This window comes from Acinetobacter sp. 22512, from assembly GCF_052044755.1.
Classification (GTDB): Bacteria; Pseudomonadota; Gammaproteobacteria; order Pseudomonadales; family Moraxellaceae; genus Acinetobacter; species Acinetobacter pittii.
Window position 1 is genome coordinate 351,152 of record NZ_JBQENP010000001.1, and the last position, 12,252, is coordinate 363,403.

Here is a 12,252-nt window from a genome sequence, read left to right on the forward strand (position 1 = left end):
AAACGCTATCTTCATTTTTCACAAAGATTTTAACGTTTTTTACTTGCCTTGTAGTTTACAGTTTGCTTATGCTTCTCTCAACCAAAAACCCATGGTCATAAGCCCATGTTTAGGAGATTAATGTAATGAGTTTTCCTCAAGTCGAATTAAACACCAATAAAGGTCGTATTGTTCTTGAACTAAATACTGAAAAAGCACCAAAAACAGTAGCAAACTTTTTAGAATATGTACGTGACGGTTTTTATGACGGCGTTATTTTCCACCGTGTCATTGATGGTTTCATGATCCAAGGTGGCGGGATGGATGAAAACTTCAAAGAAAAAGCAACTCGTGATTCTATCGAAAACGAAGCTGACAATGGTTTAAGCAATGATGTTGGTACGATTGCTATGGCACGTACTCAAGCACCTCACTCTGCTTCTGCACAGTTCTTCATTAACGTAAAAAACAACTCTTTCTTAAACCATACCTCTAAAACTGCTCAAGGTTGGGGTTATGCTGTATTTGGTAAAGTTGTTGAAGGTATGGATGTTGTTGAAGCGATCAAAGGCGTTCGCACTGGCAACCGTGGTTACCACGCTGACGTTCCTTTAGAAAACGTTGTAATCGAATCTGCTAAAATTATTTCTGAATAATTTTAGGAATAAGCTGTGACTTATCTGTTTATCTCTGATTTACACTTGTCACCTGAACACCCTCGACTTGTTCGAGGGTTTTTAGATTTATTGGTGCATTATCAAAATAAACAAACACAGCTTTATATTTTAGGTGACTGGTTTAACGCTTGGATTGGCGATGATTACTCAGCACCATGGCTCGATGAAATTATTGAGGCATTAAAAGACTTTAACAAAAAAGGAAATCGGGTTTACTTCCAAGTAGGTAACCGTGATTTTGCTTTAAATCAGATTTTCCTCAATAAATTTAACGGTGTATTACTACCTGACATTTATTATCTTAATATTGCTGGACATCAGTACCGCTTAGAACACGGTGATGCACTATGTACAGATGACGTTTCCTATCAAAGATTTAGAAAAATTATTCGAAATCCACTTTTAGTGGCTTTTTTACGCCGTACACCCCTGAGTTTTCGCACCAAACTGGTTAATGGCTTTCGAAAAAGAAGCTCCGCAGATAAACAGCAAAAAAGCTATGAAATTATGGATGTGAATGAACAGGCTGTTATTTCTGCTTTAGAAGATGCAGATATACTGATTCATGGGCATACCCATCGCCCTGCAATTCACCAAGTACAAGCTAAACAACGAATTGTTCTTGGCGATTGGCGTGAAGATCAAGCTTATATTTTAGAAATTGATCCGTCTTCAAATATGCAACAGCTTGAATTGATTATCTGGAATTATTAGTTAGAAGTTAGTAACTTTTTATTTGAACTTTCAATTCTTTAATTTTGTTATTTAAATCAAAATCGTAAATCACACATATACTGGCAATAAATACAAATTTCCAGTTTATATGTCCATACTTTTGATACTCAATGTATAAAATCAAAAGACTCAAAACAAATGCAAAAATGATAAAGGCTTTCACAATTCTAATTTCCCGCAGCTTACTCTTCGCATCTGTTGGCATTAAATCAATCATTTTCAATAGATTACTAAAACTTTATATGAACATTATATTTCTTTATTAAACTACATATGAAATGTTTTTGAATAAAATAGCGTATGATGGCAAAGATTAAATTCTCTCAATTGCTATAAAACTGATATGGAGTAAAGTATGGATTTATTAAATACGGTTAAAAGTCGCTATACAACAAAAGCGTATGATTCTGAAAAGAAAATTCCTCAAGAAAAAATTAAGAAATTATTAGAAATTTTACGTTTTACCCCATCTTCAGTAAATATTCAGCCTTGGCATTTTGTAGTTGCAGATAATCTTGCAGCTAAAGAACGAATCGCAAAAGCATTAACAGGAAAGTATGCTTACAATGCTCCTAAAGTGCTTGAGTCATCGCATACACTTGTATTCTGTACAAAAACGGATATTACATCTGAGTACTTAAATCAACTACTTGAGCAAGATGATTTAAATGGCCGTTTTAAAGATGAAAAAGCAAAATTAGGTCAAAAAGATACTCGCCATGGCTACGTCGAGTTCTACCGAAATGAACAGAAAAATTTATTTGGGTGGATGGAAAATCAAACATTCATTGCTTTAGGACAGCTACTCTTTGCTGCTGGCTTAGAAGGCATTGATGCAACTCCAATGGGTGGCTTTGATGAAGAAATTTTAAATACTGAGCTAGGTTTAACTGAAAAAGGCTTACGAAGCTCTGTGATTGTTTCTCTAGGCTATCGCAGTGAAAATGACTTTAATGCTAAGCTTCCTAAATCACGTCTGCCAGATGAAGTGATTTTCACATATTTATAAAAATCTCTATAGTTCAAGAGATTCTATTCTCTTGAACTATCAAGCCATTGCGCTAGCTAAACAAACTACCCCACTTATTCCTAAAAGGATCCCCAAAATAGTAGGCCATTTTAATTTTTCTTTATATAAAATCACTCCGCTTAAAATTCCAAATAACACAACAAGAATATTCATGCTTGCAAAAACAATAGCAGGAGAATCTTTTAAAAGAATATGAGCTTTTACATATAAAGCAATATTTGAAAAATTAAGTATTCCTAATATTAACCCAGCTATCGTACTTTTAAACTGCCACTTTTGAGTCTTCTGTAGCAATAAATATGAAATCGACAATATAAAAGCAGTAATAAAAATAAGATTTAAAGTGAGTGTAAACTGCAGACCTAAACTACTTGTATATTTCAAGAGAATATCTACTGCAGCATAACCACACCATACACTTAAAAGAGCAAAGATCGCTTTTCGAGATTGGTGATTTGCTGAAGAATTGATTTGCCCAAATAATACGAGTAAGACCGCACAAATCCCTAGGCCTACACCCCACAGTTTTAAGGTATTAAATTGTTCATGAAAAAAGAAATATGCCGCAAGTAAGGAAAGAACAACTGAAAGACGCTGTGCAAGTTCGGTTCTCACAATTCCTGCATACTCTAATGATTTAGCAAGACATAAAAAAATACTAGGTAAAATTATTCCTAAAGCAAAGATTAACCACCAAGGAGTATGTTGTATTGAAACATGTTGAATATCAGGCTGAAACCACCAAAAACAAAGAAGACTTGCGCTTGCATAGTTCCACGCAATCATTTGTAGTGGTTGATAACCTTTTCTCTTTAAATTTTTTAATAGGATAGATACCAAGACGCTGCTAAAAGCAGCAGCTAATATTAATAGCATTCATTAAAGCCCTATTTATTTAAATAAAATTAGTCATCATGGCAAATCATTCTCCATGACCAGTTAAATATTCTGAATCAACTTTTAAATACACATAAAAAAACCAGTCATTGTCTGACTGGTTTCTTTTTTAAGATTTCAATTAACGATTATTTTCGTCGTCTTGACCATCTTCAAATTTAGAATCGTTGTCAAAACCACCTTGATGACCACCGAAACCACCTTGACCACCGAAACCGCCTTGACCACCAAAGCCACCTTGACCACCGAAACCACCTTGACCACCGAAGCCGCCTTGACCACCGAAGCCACCTTGAGCGCCACCGAAGCCGCCTTGAGCACCACCGAAGCCACCGCCTTGACCGCCGCCAAAGCCGCTACCTTGACCACCAAAACCGCCTTGAGTGCCGCCTTGTGCTGGGAAGCCTGTACCTTGAGCGCCTGCTGGACGAGGGTTACGTGCTGGAACAACAGTTGAAATCGCGTGTTTATAAACCATTTGACTTACAGTATTTTTTAATAAAACAACATATTGGTCAAAAGATTCAATATGACCCTGTAATTTAATACCGTTCACAAGGAAAATAGAAACAGGGATACGTTCTTTACGGAGAGAATTTAAGAACGGATCTTGTAAAGTTTGACCTTTAGACATTTTTAACTCCAAAAAAAATTTTTAAATCAGCGCAAAAAAACTATCTTTATTTTTCAACTAAAAATTATAAAAAGACAGTGTGCAAATTTTGCTTTATCCATAAGAGTTTCGCAAGTCTTCTTTCGCCTGCTTTATCGTCAAGTAAGTTTTAAAATCGTGTATTTCTTGCAAAGAACGTAACCACGTATATTGACGTTTGGCAAGTTGTCGTGTTGCAAATAAAGCTTTATCCTCCATTTCACGTTTACTTTTGAGACTTAGGTCACTTTTTAATAGAAATTCTAATGCTTGTCGATAACCCACCGAACGCATTGAGGGTAAATTTTCATCTAAATCGTATTTTTCAATTAGAGCTTCAACTTCACTCAAAAAACCGATATCCCACATTTTGCTTAATCTTTGCTCAATGCGTTGATGTAATTCTACCCGATCCGGAAGTAAAGCGTAGTTATGAAATATGTATCGATATGGTACGTTTTTTGGTTGTTCTGCCTGCAATTTAGTAATTGGTTCACCCGTAATTTTATAAACTTCCAGTGCCCGAATAATTCTTTGCTTATCAGTTACATTAAACTTTATAGCGGCAGCAGGGTCTACAGAAACCAACTCATCATAAACTGCTTGCCATCCTTCATTTAGAGCTTTTTCTTCAATGGCTGCCCGAACTTGAGCATCAGCACTTGGTAGATTACCAGATAATCCTTCTAACAATGCCTTAAAATATAACATTGTCCCTCCTACTAAAATAGGAGTTTTGCCACGTGAATGCATTTCATCAATCAATTTACATGCATCTTCAACAAACTGAGCAGCTGAATAGACTTCCAGAGGAGTAATAATATCAATAAGATGATGAGGATAGAGTTCTTGCTCTTCACGAGTTGGTTTAGCCGTGCCGATATCCATATCTTTATATACTAGTGCAGAATCAACAGAAATTAGCTCAAAATTTCCACGCTCGTATAGTTCACATGCCAAAGCGGTTTTTCCGCTCGCAGTTGGTCCCATTAAATTGATGACGGGCAATTGATTTGACATGTAAAACTACTCTCCTCGAGCAAATAATTTATCTAATTGAGATAATGGGAATGCACGCCAAGTTGGCCGCCCATGGTTACATTGGCTTGCAAATTCGGTTTGTTCCATTTGACGAAGTAAAGCATTCATTTCTGAAAGACTGAGTTGTCGGTGTGCACGTACTGCTCCATGACATGCCATTCCAGCTAATAACTCATCTCTTTTTTGAAGTAATCCTTGTGCTTCATCATTTGGATCTAAATCATTTAAAAGCTCGGGAATAAGATTTTCAAAATCAGCTTTTTGTAATATGGCAGGCACACCCCGAACAATAACTTGCTCATCACCATATAAATCAATTTCCAAACCTAAGCGCTCAAGCTGAGGTTTTAACTCTTCAACTCTAACGGCTTGCATACGGCTAATAGAAATCACCTTAGGTATAAGCAACTGCTGAGATGTCCAAAATTCAGGTTTATCCCAAGCATTTTTCATTTGCTGTAATAAAATACGTTCATGTGCAGCATGCATATCAACAATAATAAGCCCTTCGGTATTCTGCGCTAAAATATAAATTCCATGCAGTTGAGCAATTGCGATACCTAATGGAAATTCATCTACTTTAGCAACTGGCTCAACATCCTCATTTACCGAAAAATTAGTAGGTTGGTCACGAAGTGGGGCTAAATAAGTTTTTAAAGCATTATTTAATTGAGCAGAACCACTATATTTTGGTGTTTGATCTGCATAGTAAACAGCTTGCGGACGACTAGCGTTAAAATCGGTTAATAATTCTGTCGGTGCAGGCTGAGTTCGTGCTTCACTGTCTGAATTTAAAGTTTCATTTGCACGGTGCAATGAAAATTGTTCTTGATATTTGGGCTGAGGTTGTACTGAATAATCTGAGCTTTCATCCACTTTCATCGCTTGAGCTAGATCAGCACTCGCTGTCTGAAATTGTGCGAGAGTTTCTTTTGCATAATGTCTTACAAACTCATGCACTTCTCTTTGATTTAAAAATCGAATCTCATGTTTAGTAGGATGAACATTGACATCAATATTTTCAGGATCGACTTCTAAAAAAAGTAAATAAGATGAATGTTGATGACCATGTAAAATACCATCATAGGCCATGCGTAGCGCATGCGAAATCGTTTTATCTTTGACAATACGGCCATTTACATAGACATATTGCATATCAGCCTGTGCACGTGCATCTGAAGGATGACCAAGCCAACCTGATAAACGCATGCTAATACTTTCAGCATCGATCCAATATGCATTTTGAACAAATTGTGAGCCTAATAATTGCTGAACTCGTTGAAAACGTAGCTCTCCGCTATCCGCTATAGGTAAATTAATTCTTATATTATCATTATGTTCAAGCACAAAACGTATATCGAAATGCGTTAGGGCCAGACGGCGAACAATCTCTTCAATATGACCAAATTCTGTAGTTGGTTTTTTTAAGAATTTACGGCGTGCAGGAACATTAAAAAATAAATCCTGAACACGTATATGGGTGCCCTTTTGAGCAGCAACTGCTTGTACTTCTTGATGATCAAATGCTGTTCCATTTACTTCAACTTGATGACCAATACCACTTTCATCTTGGCTACTGGTCAAAGTCAATCTTGAAACCGCAGCAATCGAAGCTAAGGCTTCCCCACGGAACCCCAAACTCACAATCGCATGTAAATCTTCAGCAGTTTTAATCTTACTTGTGGCATGACGCATGACAGCAAGTGCCAAATCATCCGGATGAATACCATGCCCATTATCAATGATTTCGATTAAAGTCGAACCACCTTGAGCAATCCGTACAATCAGCTCAGTTGCACCTGCATCAATTGAGTTTTCTAATAATTCTTTGACCACAGAAGAAGGACGCTCAATCACCTCACCTGCTGCAATCTGGTTCGCTAACGCTGCGTCTAATGTATGAATACGACGTTGTGTTAGCTTTTCATCAGTCATGAAACTGTTCCTGCAAAGTCTGGTACAAATTTTCTGTTGGTAAAGTTAACGTTACTAAACGAGTCAACTCATCATCTGACTTTTGAATGTCAATGATGATATCCGCTTGTGGAATTTCATCTCTACCTTTAGAAGGCCATTCAAATAGAAATAACGCATCTGTGATATCTAAATAATCACGGATTCCCATTAATTCAAGTTCGTAGGGGTCATTCAAACGATATAAATCAAAATGAAAAATTTCTTTATCATTAATTTTATACGGCTCAACAAGCGTATAAGTTGGGCTTTTAACAGAACCTTTATGACCCAAAGCTTGCAAAAAATAACGAGTAAGTGTGGTTTTACCCGCACCTAGGTCCCCAATTAAATAAATTACACCCGACTGAACATGCTGCGCCAAAGCTCGAGCTAGACGCTCAGTATCTTCTTCATGATTTAAGAGCAATTTCAATGAATACGACATAGCACACATAACATGATTCAAAATAATCGATATGATAACATTGCCCTGCCTTAAAAGCCTACTTAAGCCCTAGAAGTTGGCTTTTTTATATCAATTTTCTTACATATTTACACTTTTTTATGTCTAGTCCGAACGATTTTTTGCCACCTATGATTGATGGTGTAAGCGCAAGCCAAGTTTATCTTCCTCAACAAAAAGACACTCAAACAATTTATGAGTATCTCTGTGGTCACTTTGCACATATTAGAACAGATGAGTGGAAACAAAGATTTCAAGACGGGCTTATTTATGGGGCAAATGGACAAAAACTAACATTAGATAGTCCATACCAAAGTAATAGTCATATTTTTTATTATCGATTTCTTGCTTATGAAGTCCACGTTCCATTTGAACATCGGATTTTATTTGAGAATGATGATTTATTAGTGGTCGATAAACCACATTTTTTAACAATTAGCCCGACAGGACAATATGTTCAAGAAACGCTTTTAGTACGGCTAAAAAAACAAACAGGCAATGAATTTTTAACCCCTATTCATCGCTTAGACCGCGAAACCGCGGGTGTTGTTCTATTTTGCAAACGTGTTGAATCGCGTGGTATTTATCACCAATTATTTGCAGAGCGCCGAGTCAATAAAATTTATCACGCTATTGCACCTTATAAAAAAGATTTAAATTTTCCTCAAACATTATATTTGCATTTAGATAAAGGCCATCCTTTTTATACGATGCAGGTTATAGAAAATGTGAAAGCCAATACCCAGACTGATATTGAGCTTATCGAGCACAACGAGATTTGGGCAAAATATCGCTTAACTCCTACAACGGGCAAACAGCATCAACTTCGAGTGCATCTTAATTACTTAGAAATTCCTATTAAAAATGATCCATTTTATCCAGTAGTTCAGCACAAAGCTGAGGATGACTTCTCGGAACCATTACAGCTTCTGGCTAAGCATATTTCATTTACAGACCCCCTCACAAAAGAGGGAATGTCTTTTAATTCCAAGTTTGAATTGACATTGTAATGTAACCGTAATGACAAAAAAATTATTTTTTATGCCAAAAAGCATTGAAATTACATTGCGATGGTTTAAAATAAACTCCTAAAAATTAAAATCATTTGGTTTTGTTATTCATGCGAAAAACAGAAGTTTATCAGGTTCGACTTGACTCCCAAGAAAAAAAGCAGGCTTTTGCTGTTTTTAAACAACTGGGAATTACCCCTGCTCAAGCAGTACGACTTTTTTTTAAACAGGTCGTATTAACTAAATCTATTCCTTTTGCAATCGAAAATCAGAATATTAATATGGAACAATTATTAAAACTGAGAAAAGCAAAAGCATCTTCATTAAACCAAAACTCATCAACTATAGCTGAAGATGATGACCATGAAGATTTATTTGAAGAGTTGAATGCACTTCTTGGTGAAAGCGACAAAACTTAACACTGTTGCATTTATAAACAAGTTTTAACGTCAAAAAGCTCTTTTTTTCGTTATGCTCTCTTTGTAAAAACATAATGATAAGTTACAAGGAGTGCCAAATGATCGTTAGACGAGCGACTTTTGAAGATTTAGAGCAACTCGCCGTTTTATTTGATGAATATCGCCAATTTTATGGGGCCTCTTCTAATTTTAATGAATCACTTCACTTCCTAAAACAACGTTTTGAGAATAGAGAAAGTGTGTTCTTCATTCATATTAAAGACGATAAAATTACGGGTTTTATTTTACTCTATTTAGGTTTTTCTTCAGTTGCTTGTTCAACTTACTATATTTTAGATGATGTATATGTTACGCCTGTTTTCCGACGTCAAGGTTCTGCTAAACAGCTAATCGATACAGCAATCTTATTTGCAAAGCAAGAGAATGCTTTGCGGATTAGTTTGGAAACTCAAAGCAACAATCATGAATCTCATCGTTTATATGAACAAATGGGATTTATTCGAGATAGTGAGTTCCAAACCTTCCATTGTTTTCTCAAATGATATTTTGAGCGAGCTGTTTTTGTTGTTCAGATAAATAAACCCATTCTCCATCTTCAAGTTCAGGTAAAACCAATTGCCCGACTTGATGGCGATGTAATGCTTCTACCTTATTTCCCACAGCTGCAATCATTCTTTTTACTTGATGATAAACACCTTGATGAATCGTCATGGTTAATTGATGCGTTTCTAATATCGCTATATCCGTTGCAGCGAAAACACCTTTTTCCTGATGTAGGCTTACACCTTGGCTCAGCATTTCAATTTGCTCTGGTGTAACCGGATCTATAGTCGTAACATGATAAACCTTTGGAACATGCTTACGGGGATGAGTTAAAGCTTGAAGATATTTACCGTCATCAGTAAGTAAAAGTAAGCCTGTTGTATCTTGATCTAGACGGCCAATGGCTTGCACACCACGTTGAATCATAATTTCGGGTAAAAGGCTAAATACGCTTTGATGATGGTGAGGTTGGTGTGAACATTCAAAACCTTTCGGTTTCTTTAACGCAAGGTAAACTTTTTCTCGATATTGATAAGTTTCCCCAAAAAGAGAAAATTCTAAATTTTCTGGAGAGAATTGCTTTTTAAGGTCACTTACAACCTCTCCATCAATACTTACAGATCCGTTTTTTATTAACTGCTGACAATATTTACGAGAACCAAACCCTTGTGATTGTAAAATTTTTTCCAGCAGCATGAAGTTTTCTCATTAGAACTAAGCTGTTATTTTAACGTAGTTTCCATTTTTTACTAAATACTACTCGCTACTGTTTTCATCTACTTAAACTAGTTCGCACCCTTACTCTTCAACGACTCGATAAATATTTTCATTCTGTTCGCTTTCAAATAATAATTCTGTAGTAGGCAAAATAATTTCATTATCAACAATAATATGCTCAATACGTTGGCTTAGTTTTAAAGATTCATTTTCATGTTCCACTAAATTTTTCTTTAGTTGTGCTTTTGCATCATGAATCTTATCAAACTGATCTTTGATCTTGATATCTATAATGTCCATAAAAATATCCCGTACTCATGAGTAATGACTATTTTTATATCATAATTTTTAAACGCTATAATTTTTAACTTGTTAATTTATATAACATTGTTTCCAAGCGTAACCAAAAATTAAAACTCCTTATCATTGAGAGATATACACTCAATTTTTAATTAAGAAGAGCTGAAATCAGCTGTATCTTTTAAAGCTTTCACATTCCAAGTCTTAAATATTATACAATTCCATTTATTTATAATGCCCTCCGCTCGCCATGCTTGCCCAATTTGATGTTAATTTAGTTGTTCTACTCGTTCTGCTTGTCTGCGGCTTATTAAGTCAAAATGCAGCTGTAACTATTGCAGCAGGTGTGTTGATTGTCGTTAAAATCACACCATTAAATGAGTTTTTCCCTTATATTCAAGCTCATGGTCTTAATTTAGGAATTCTTATTTTAACCATTGGCGTACTCACTCCAATTGCCAGTGGGAAACTCAGTGGAGAGAGTATTTTAAAATCCTTTATTAGTGTTAAGTCTATTATGGCTATCGCAATTGGCCTGTTAGTCGCCTGGCTAGGTGGTCGCGGAGTAAAACTAATGTCGAGCCAACCTGACGTAGTTGCAGGTTTACTCATTGGTACAGTTGCTGGTGTCGCTTTACTCCGTGGTGTACCAGTCGGTCCTCTAATTGCGGCAGGCCTACTCTCTTTATTCATTGGCAAATAAGAAATTGACATAAAAAAGGTGCAATAAAGCACCTTTTTAACACTTAGGCTAAATTATTTTTTAGCCAGAATAATAAGCGTTTCGCTTTAGAGAGAACTTTTCTAACTGCTTTAAAAAGCCTTCAAAATAACTTTTCTCTTTTTCTTCAGTTCGGTAGCCCGCATATAAAGTTCGTCTTAAACCTGTAGGAGAAACACAATCTAAACGACGACTAGTAACCCATCCCTTTTGTTCATACTCATTCACCACCCAATCAGGTAAAGCAGCAATACCTCGTCCACTTGCAACAAGTTGAATAAGCATTTGAGTTAAATCTGTTGTCCGTATTTGTTTAGGCTGAATATTCGCGGGGATGAAAAGTTTAGACATAATATCTAAACGGTGCTTATCTACTGGATAAGTAATTAAAACTTCTTCGGCCAACTCTTGAACTGTAATATTTTCAGCCCGCACCAAAGGGTGAGTATTTGATAAGACTAACCGTGACTCATATTCAAAAATCGGAAAATACTCAATTCCTTTTAACGCGATTGGGTCAGCTGTAATCAATAAATCAAATTCTGCATTTTGTAAGAGTTCATGTGGATTAGCTTCAAACCCCGAAGCAAAGTCTAAATCGACGTCAGGATATTGCTGGCGATACTGATTTAATAAAGGCATTAACCAGTCAAAACAACTATGGCATTCCGATGAAAAAATAATTCTACCTGTCTGTCCATGCACAATACGTGTGATATCACTATGTGTAATCTGGATTTGTGGTAAAACATCATCTGCTAACTTTAATAAGCGCTGTCCAACATTAGAAAAACTAACAGGTCTACTTCGACGATTAACTACTTCTACTCCATACCAATGGTCTAATTCTTTTAATTGATGGGAAATAGCAGATGGCGTCAAACAAAGGTCATTTGCTGCCGAAACTAATGAACCATGCTCACGTAAAGCAACTAAAGTTTTAAGGTGGCGTATTTCTAACATGGGCCCAAGCCTAAAAAACAGATTTATCTATAAATGGATAAAGCTCATCTTTGCTTTTCCATAAAACTTTCGACAAATCTTTATTGATGAATTTTATTCACTTTAACATAAAATTAGTTAGTTTGTCTCAACATGAATTTTATTTCACT

At 35.9% G+C, this 12,252-nt stretch carries 16 protein-coding genes; 7 read left to right on the forward strand and 9 right to left on the reverse strand.

Annotated elements, in window-relative coordinates; all coding sequences use genetic code 11:
• Window positions 1-125: 125 nt before the first annotated feature.
• Window positions 126-635: a peptidylprolyl isomerase gene (locus ACTJJG_RS01705; RefSeq protein WP_002122280.1), complete on the forward strand. Its 510-nt coding sequence runs from the start codon at window positions 126-128 to the stop codon at window positions 633-635.
• A 15-nt stretch (window positions 636-650) separates the two neighbouring features.
• Window positions 651-1,370: a UDP-2,3-diacylglucosamine diphosphatase gene (locus tag ACTJJG_RS01710; RefSeq protein WP_019767613.1), complete on the forward strand. Its 720-nt coding sequence runs from the start codon at window positions 651-653 to the stop codon at window positions 1,368-1,370.
• A gap of 7 nt (window positions 1,371-1,377) precedes the next feature.
• Here the strand turns inward: ACTJJG_RS01710 and ACTJJG_RS01715 are convergent, their stop codons facing one another.
• Window positions 1,378-1,608, reverse strand: coding sequence for a hypothetical protein (locus tag ACTJJG_RS01715; RefSeq protein WP_039757939.1), 231 nt, complete (start codon window positions 1,606-1,608; stop codon window positions 1,378-1,380).
• Window positions 1,609-1,746: 138 nt separating this feature from the next.
• On the opposite strand from ACTJJG_RS01715, the gene nfsB reads away from it, so the two are divergent.
• On the forward strand, window positions 1,747-2,400 hold the full coding sequence (gene nfsB / locus ACTJJG_RS01720) for an oxygen-insensitive NAD(P)H nitroreductase (RefSeq protein ID WP_032070447.1): 654 nt from the start codon (window positions 1,747-1,749) through the stop codon (window positions 2,398-2,400).
• Window positions 2,401-2,439: 39 nt separating this feature from the next.
• On the opposite strand, the gene ACTJJG_RS01725 is transcribed toward nfsB, so the two are convergent.
• From ACTJJG_RS01725 to tsaE, 5 genes are all read right to left on the reverse strand, one after another.
• Window positions 2,440-3,297 (reverse strand): DMT family transporter, encoded by an 858-nt coding sequence (locus ACTJJG_RS01725; protein WP_069120053.1) that lies wholly within the window; start codon window positions 3,295-3,297, stop codon window positions 2,440-2,442.
• A gap of 142 nt (window positions 3,298-3,439) precedes the next feature.
• Window positions 3,440-3,952, reverse strand: a complete 513-nt coding sequence (gene hfq / locus ACTJJG_RS01730; RefSeq protein WP_002122267.1) for an RNA chaperone Hfq — start codon at window positions 3,950-3,952, stop codon at window positions 3,440-3,442.
• Window positions 3,953-4,045: 93 nt separating this feature from the next.
• Window positions 4,046-4,990 carry a tRNA (adenosine(37)-N6)-dimethylallyltransferase MiaA gene (miaA, locus tag ACTJJG_RS01735; RefSeq protein WP_019767611.1) on the reverse strand — a complete coding sequence of 315 codons (945 nt, stop codon included), beginning with the start codon at window positions 4,988-4,990 and terminating at the stop codon, window positions 4,046-4,048.
• A gap of 6 nt (window positions 4,991-4,996) precedes the next feature.
• Entirely contained in the window at window positions 4,997-6,946 is a 1,950-nt protein-coding gene (mutL, locus tag ACTJJG_RS01740) for a DNA mismatch repair endonuclease MutL (RefSeq protein WP_068929930.1), read from the reverse strand.
• A complete protein-coding gene (gene tsaE, locus ACTJJG_RS01745) occupies window positions 6,939-7,412 on the reverse strand; it encodes a tRNA (adenosine(37)-N6)-threonylcarbamoyltransferase complex ATPase subunit type 1 TsaE (protein ID WP_069120061.1) in 474 nt (157 codons plus the stop codon). The genes mutL and tsaE overlap by 8 nt, the downstream gene beginning before the upstream one ends.
• A 119-nt stretch (window positions 7,413-7,531) precedes the next feature.
• On the opposite strand from tsaE, the gene ACTJJG_RS01750 reads away from it, so the two are divergent.
• From ACTJJG_RS01750 to ACTJJG_RS01760, 3 genes are all read left to right on the forward strand, one after another.
• Window positions 7,532-8,440, forward strand: a complete 909-nt coding sequence (locus tag ACTJJG_RS01750) for a pseudouridine synthase (RefSeq protein WP_032055703.1) — start codon at window positions 7,532-7,534, stop codon at window positions 8,438-8,440.
• A gap of 110 nt (window positions 8,441-8,550) precedes the next feature.
• Window positions 8,551-8,859 (forward strand): type II toxin-antitoxin system RelB/DinJ family antitoxin, encoded by a 309-nt coding sequence (locus tag ACTJJG_RS01755; RefSeq protein WP_005068595.1) that lies wholly within the window; start codon window positions 8,551-8,553, stop codon window positions 8,857-8,859.
• Window positions 8,860-8,957: 98 nt separating this feature from the next.
• On the forward strand, window positions 8,958-9,401 hold the full coding sequence (locus ACTJJG_RS01760; RefSeq protein ID WP_002122286.1) for a GNAT family N-acetyltransferase: 444 nt from the start codon (window positions 8,958-8,960) through the stop codon (window positions 9,399-9,401).
• On the opposite strand, the gene ACTJJG_RS01765 is transcribed toward ACTJJG_RS01760, so the two are convergent.
• Both ACTJJG_RS01765 and ACTJJG_RS01770 read right to left on the reverse strand, forming a co-directional pair.
• The gene (locus ACTJJG_RS01765; RefSeq protein WP_032055701.1) at window positions 9,394-10,098 is read right to left on the reverse strand and encodes a pseudouridine synthase; all 705 of its coding nucleotides are present in this window, start codon (window positions 10,096-10,098) and stop codon (window positions 9,394-9,396) included. The two genes, ACTJJG_RS01760 and ACTJJG_RS01765, sit on opposite strands and share 8 nt — an antisense overlap.
• 102 nt (window positions 10,099-10,200) lie before the next feature.
• Window positions 10,201-10,419, reverse strand: a complete 219-nt coding sequence (locus ACTJJG_RS01770) for a hypothetical protein (protein ID WP_002122273.1) — start codon at window positions 10,417-10,419, stop codon at window positions 10,201-10,203.
• Window positions 10,420-10,669: 250 nt separating this feature from the next.
• Between ACTJJG_RS01770 and ACTJJG_RS01775 the strand changes: the two genes are divergently transcribed.
• On the forward strand, window positions 10,670-11,122 hold the full coding sequence (locus ACTJJG_RS01775) for a DUF441 domain-containing protein (protein WP_017480868.1): 453 nt from the start codon (window positions 10,670-10,672) through the stop codon (window positions 11,120-11,122).
• 60 nt (window positions 11,123-11,182) lie between these two features.
• On the opposite strand, the gene ACTJJG_RS01780 is transcribed toward ACTJJG_RS01775, so the two are convergent.
• Window positions 11,183-12,103: a LysR family transcriptional regulator gene (locus ACTJJG_RS01780; RefSeq protein ID WP_002122195.1), complete on the reverse strand. Its 921-nt coding sequence runs from the start codon at window positions 12,101-12,103 to the stop codon at window positions 11,183-11,185.
• Window positions 12,104-12,252: the final 149 nt, after the last annotated feature.

Bases quoted from the DNA above. Each gene is read 5' to 3' on its own strand.
- mutL (WP_068929930.1), bottom strand. From the start codon at position 6,946: ATGACTGATGAAAAGCTAACACAACGTCGTATTCATACATTAGACGCA.
- ACTJJG_RS01705 (WP_002122280.1), top strand. From the start codon at position 126: ATGAGTTTTCCTCAAGTCGAATTAAACACCAATAAAGGTCGTATTGTT.
- ACTJJG_RS01780 (WP_002122195.1), bottom strand. From the start codon at position 12,103: ATGTTAGAAATACGCCACCTTAAAACTTTAGTTGCTTTACGTGAGCAT.
- ACTJJG_RS01775 (WP_017480868.1), top strand. From the start codon at position 10,670: ATGCTTGCCCAATTTGATGTTAATTTAGTTGTTCTACTCGTTCTGCTT.
- miaA (WP_019767611.1), bottom strand. From the start codon at position 4,990: ATGTCAAATCAATTGCCCGTCATCAATTTAATGGGACCAACTGCGAGC.
- ACTJJG_RS01760 (WP_002122286.1), top strand. From the start codon at position 8,958: ATGATCGTTAGACGAGCGACTTTTGAAGATTTAGAGCAACTCGCCGTT.
- ACTJJG_RS01770 (WP_002122273.1), bottom strand. From the start codon at position 10,419: ATGGACATTATAGATATCAAGATCAAAGATCAGTTTGATAAGATTCAT.
- ACTJJG_RS01750 (WP_032055703.1), top strand. From the start codon at position 7,532: ATGTCTAGTCCGAACGATTTTTTGCCACCTATGATTGATGGTGTAAGC.
- ACTJJG_RS01725 (WP_069120053.1), bottom strand. From the start codon at position 3,297: ATGCTATTAATATTAGCTGCTGCTTTTAGCAGCGTCTTGGTATCTATC.
- ACTJJG_RS01765 (WP_032055701.1), bottom strand. From the start codon at position 10,098: ATGCTGCTGGAAAAAATTTTACAATCACAAGGGTTTGGTTCTCGTAAA.
- hfq (WP_002122267.1), bottom strand. From the start codon at position 3,952: ATGTCTAAAGGTCAAACTTTACAAGATCCGTTCTTAAATTCTCTCCGT.
- tsaE (WP_069120061.1), bottom strand. From the start codon at position 7,412: ATGTCGTATTCATTGAAATTGCTCTTAAATCATGAAGAAGATACTGAG.
- nfsB (WP_032070447.1), top strand. From the start codon at position 1,747: ATGGATTTATTAAATACGGTTAAAAGTCGCTATACAACAAAAGCGTAT.
- ACTJJG_RS01755 (WP_005068595.1), top strand. From the start codon at position 8,551: ATGCGAAAAACAGAAGTTTATCAGGTTCGACTTGACTCCCAAGAAAAA.
- ACTJJG_RS01715 (WP_039757939.1), bottom strand. From the start codon at position 1,608: ATGATTGATTTAATGCCAACAGATGCGAAGAGTAAGCTGCGGGAAATT.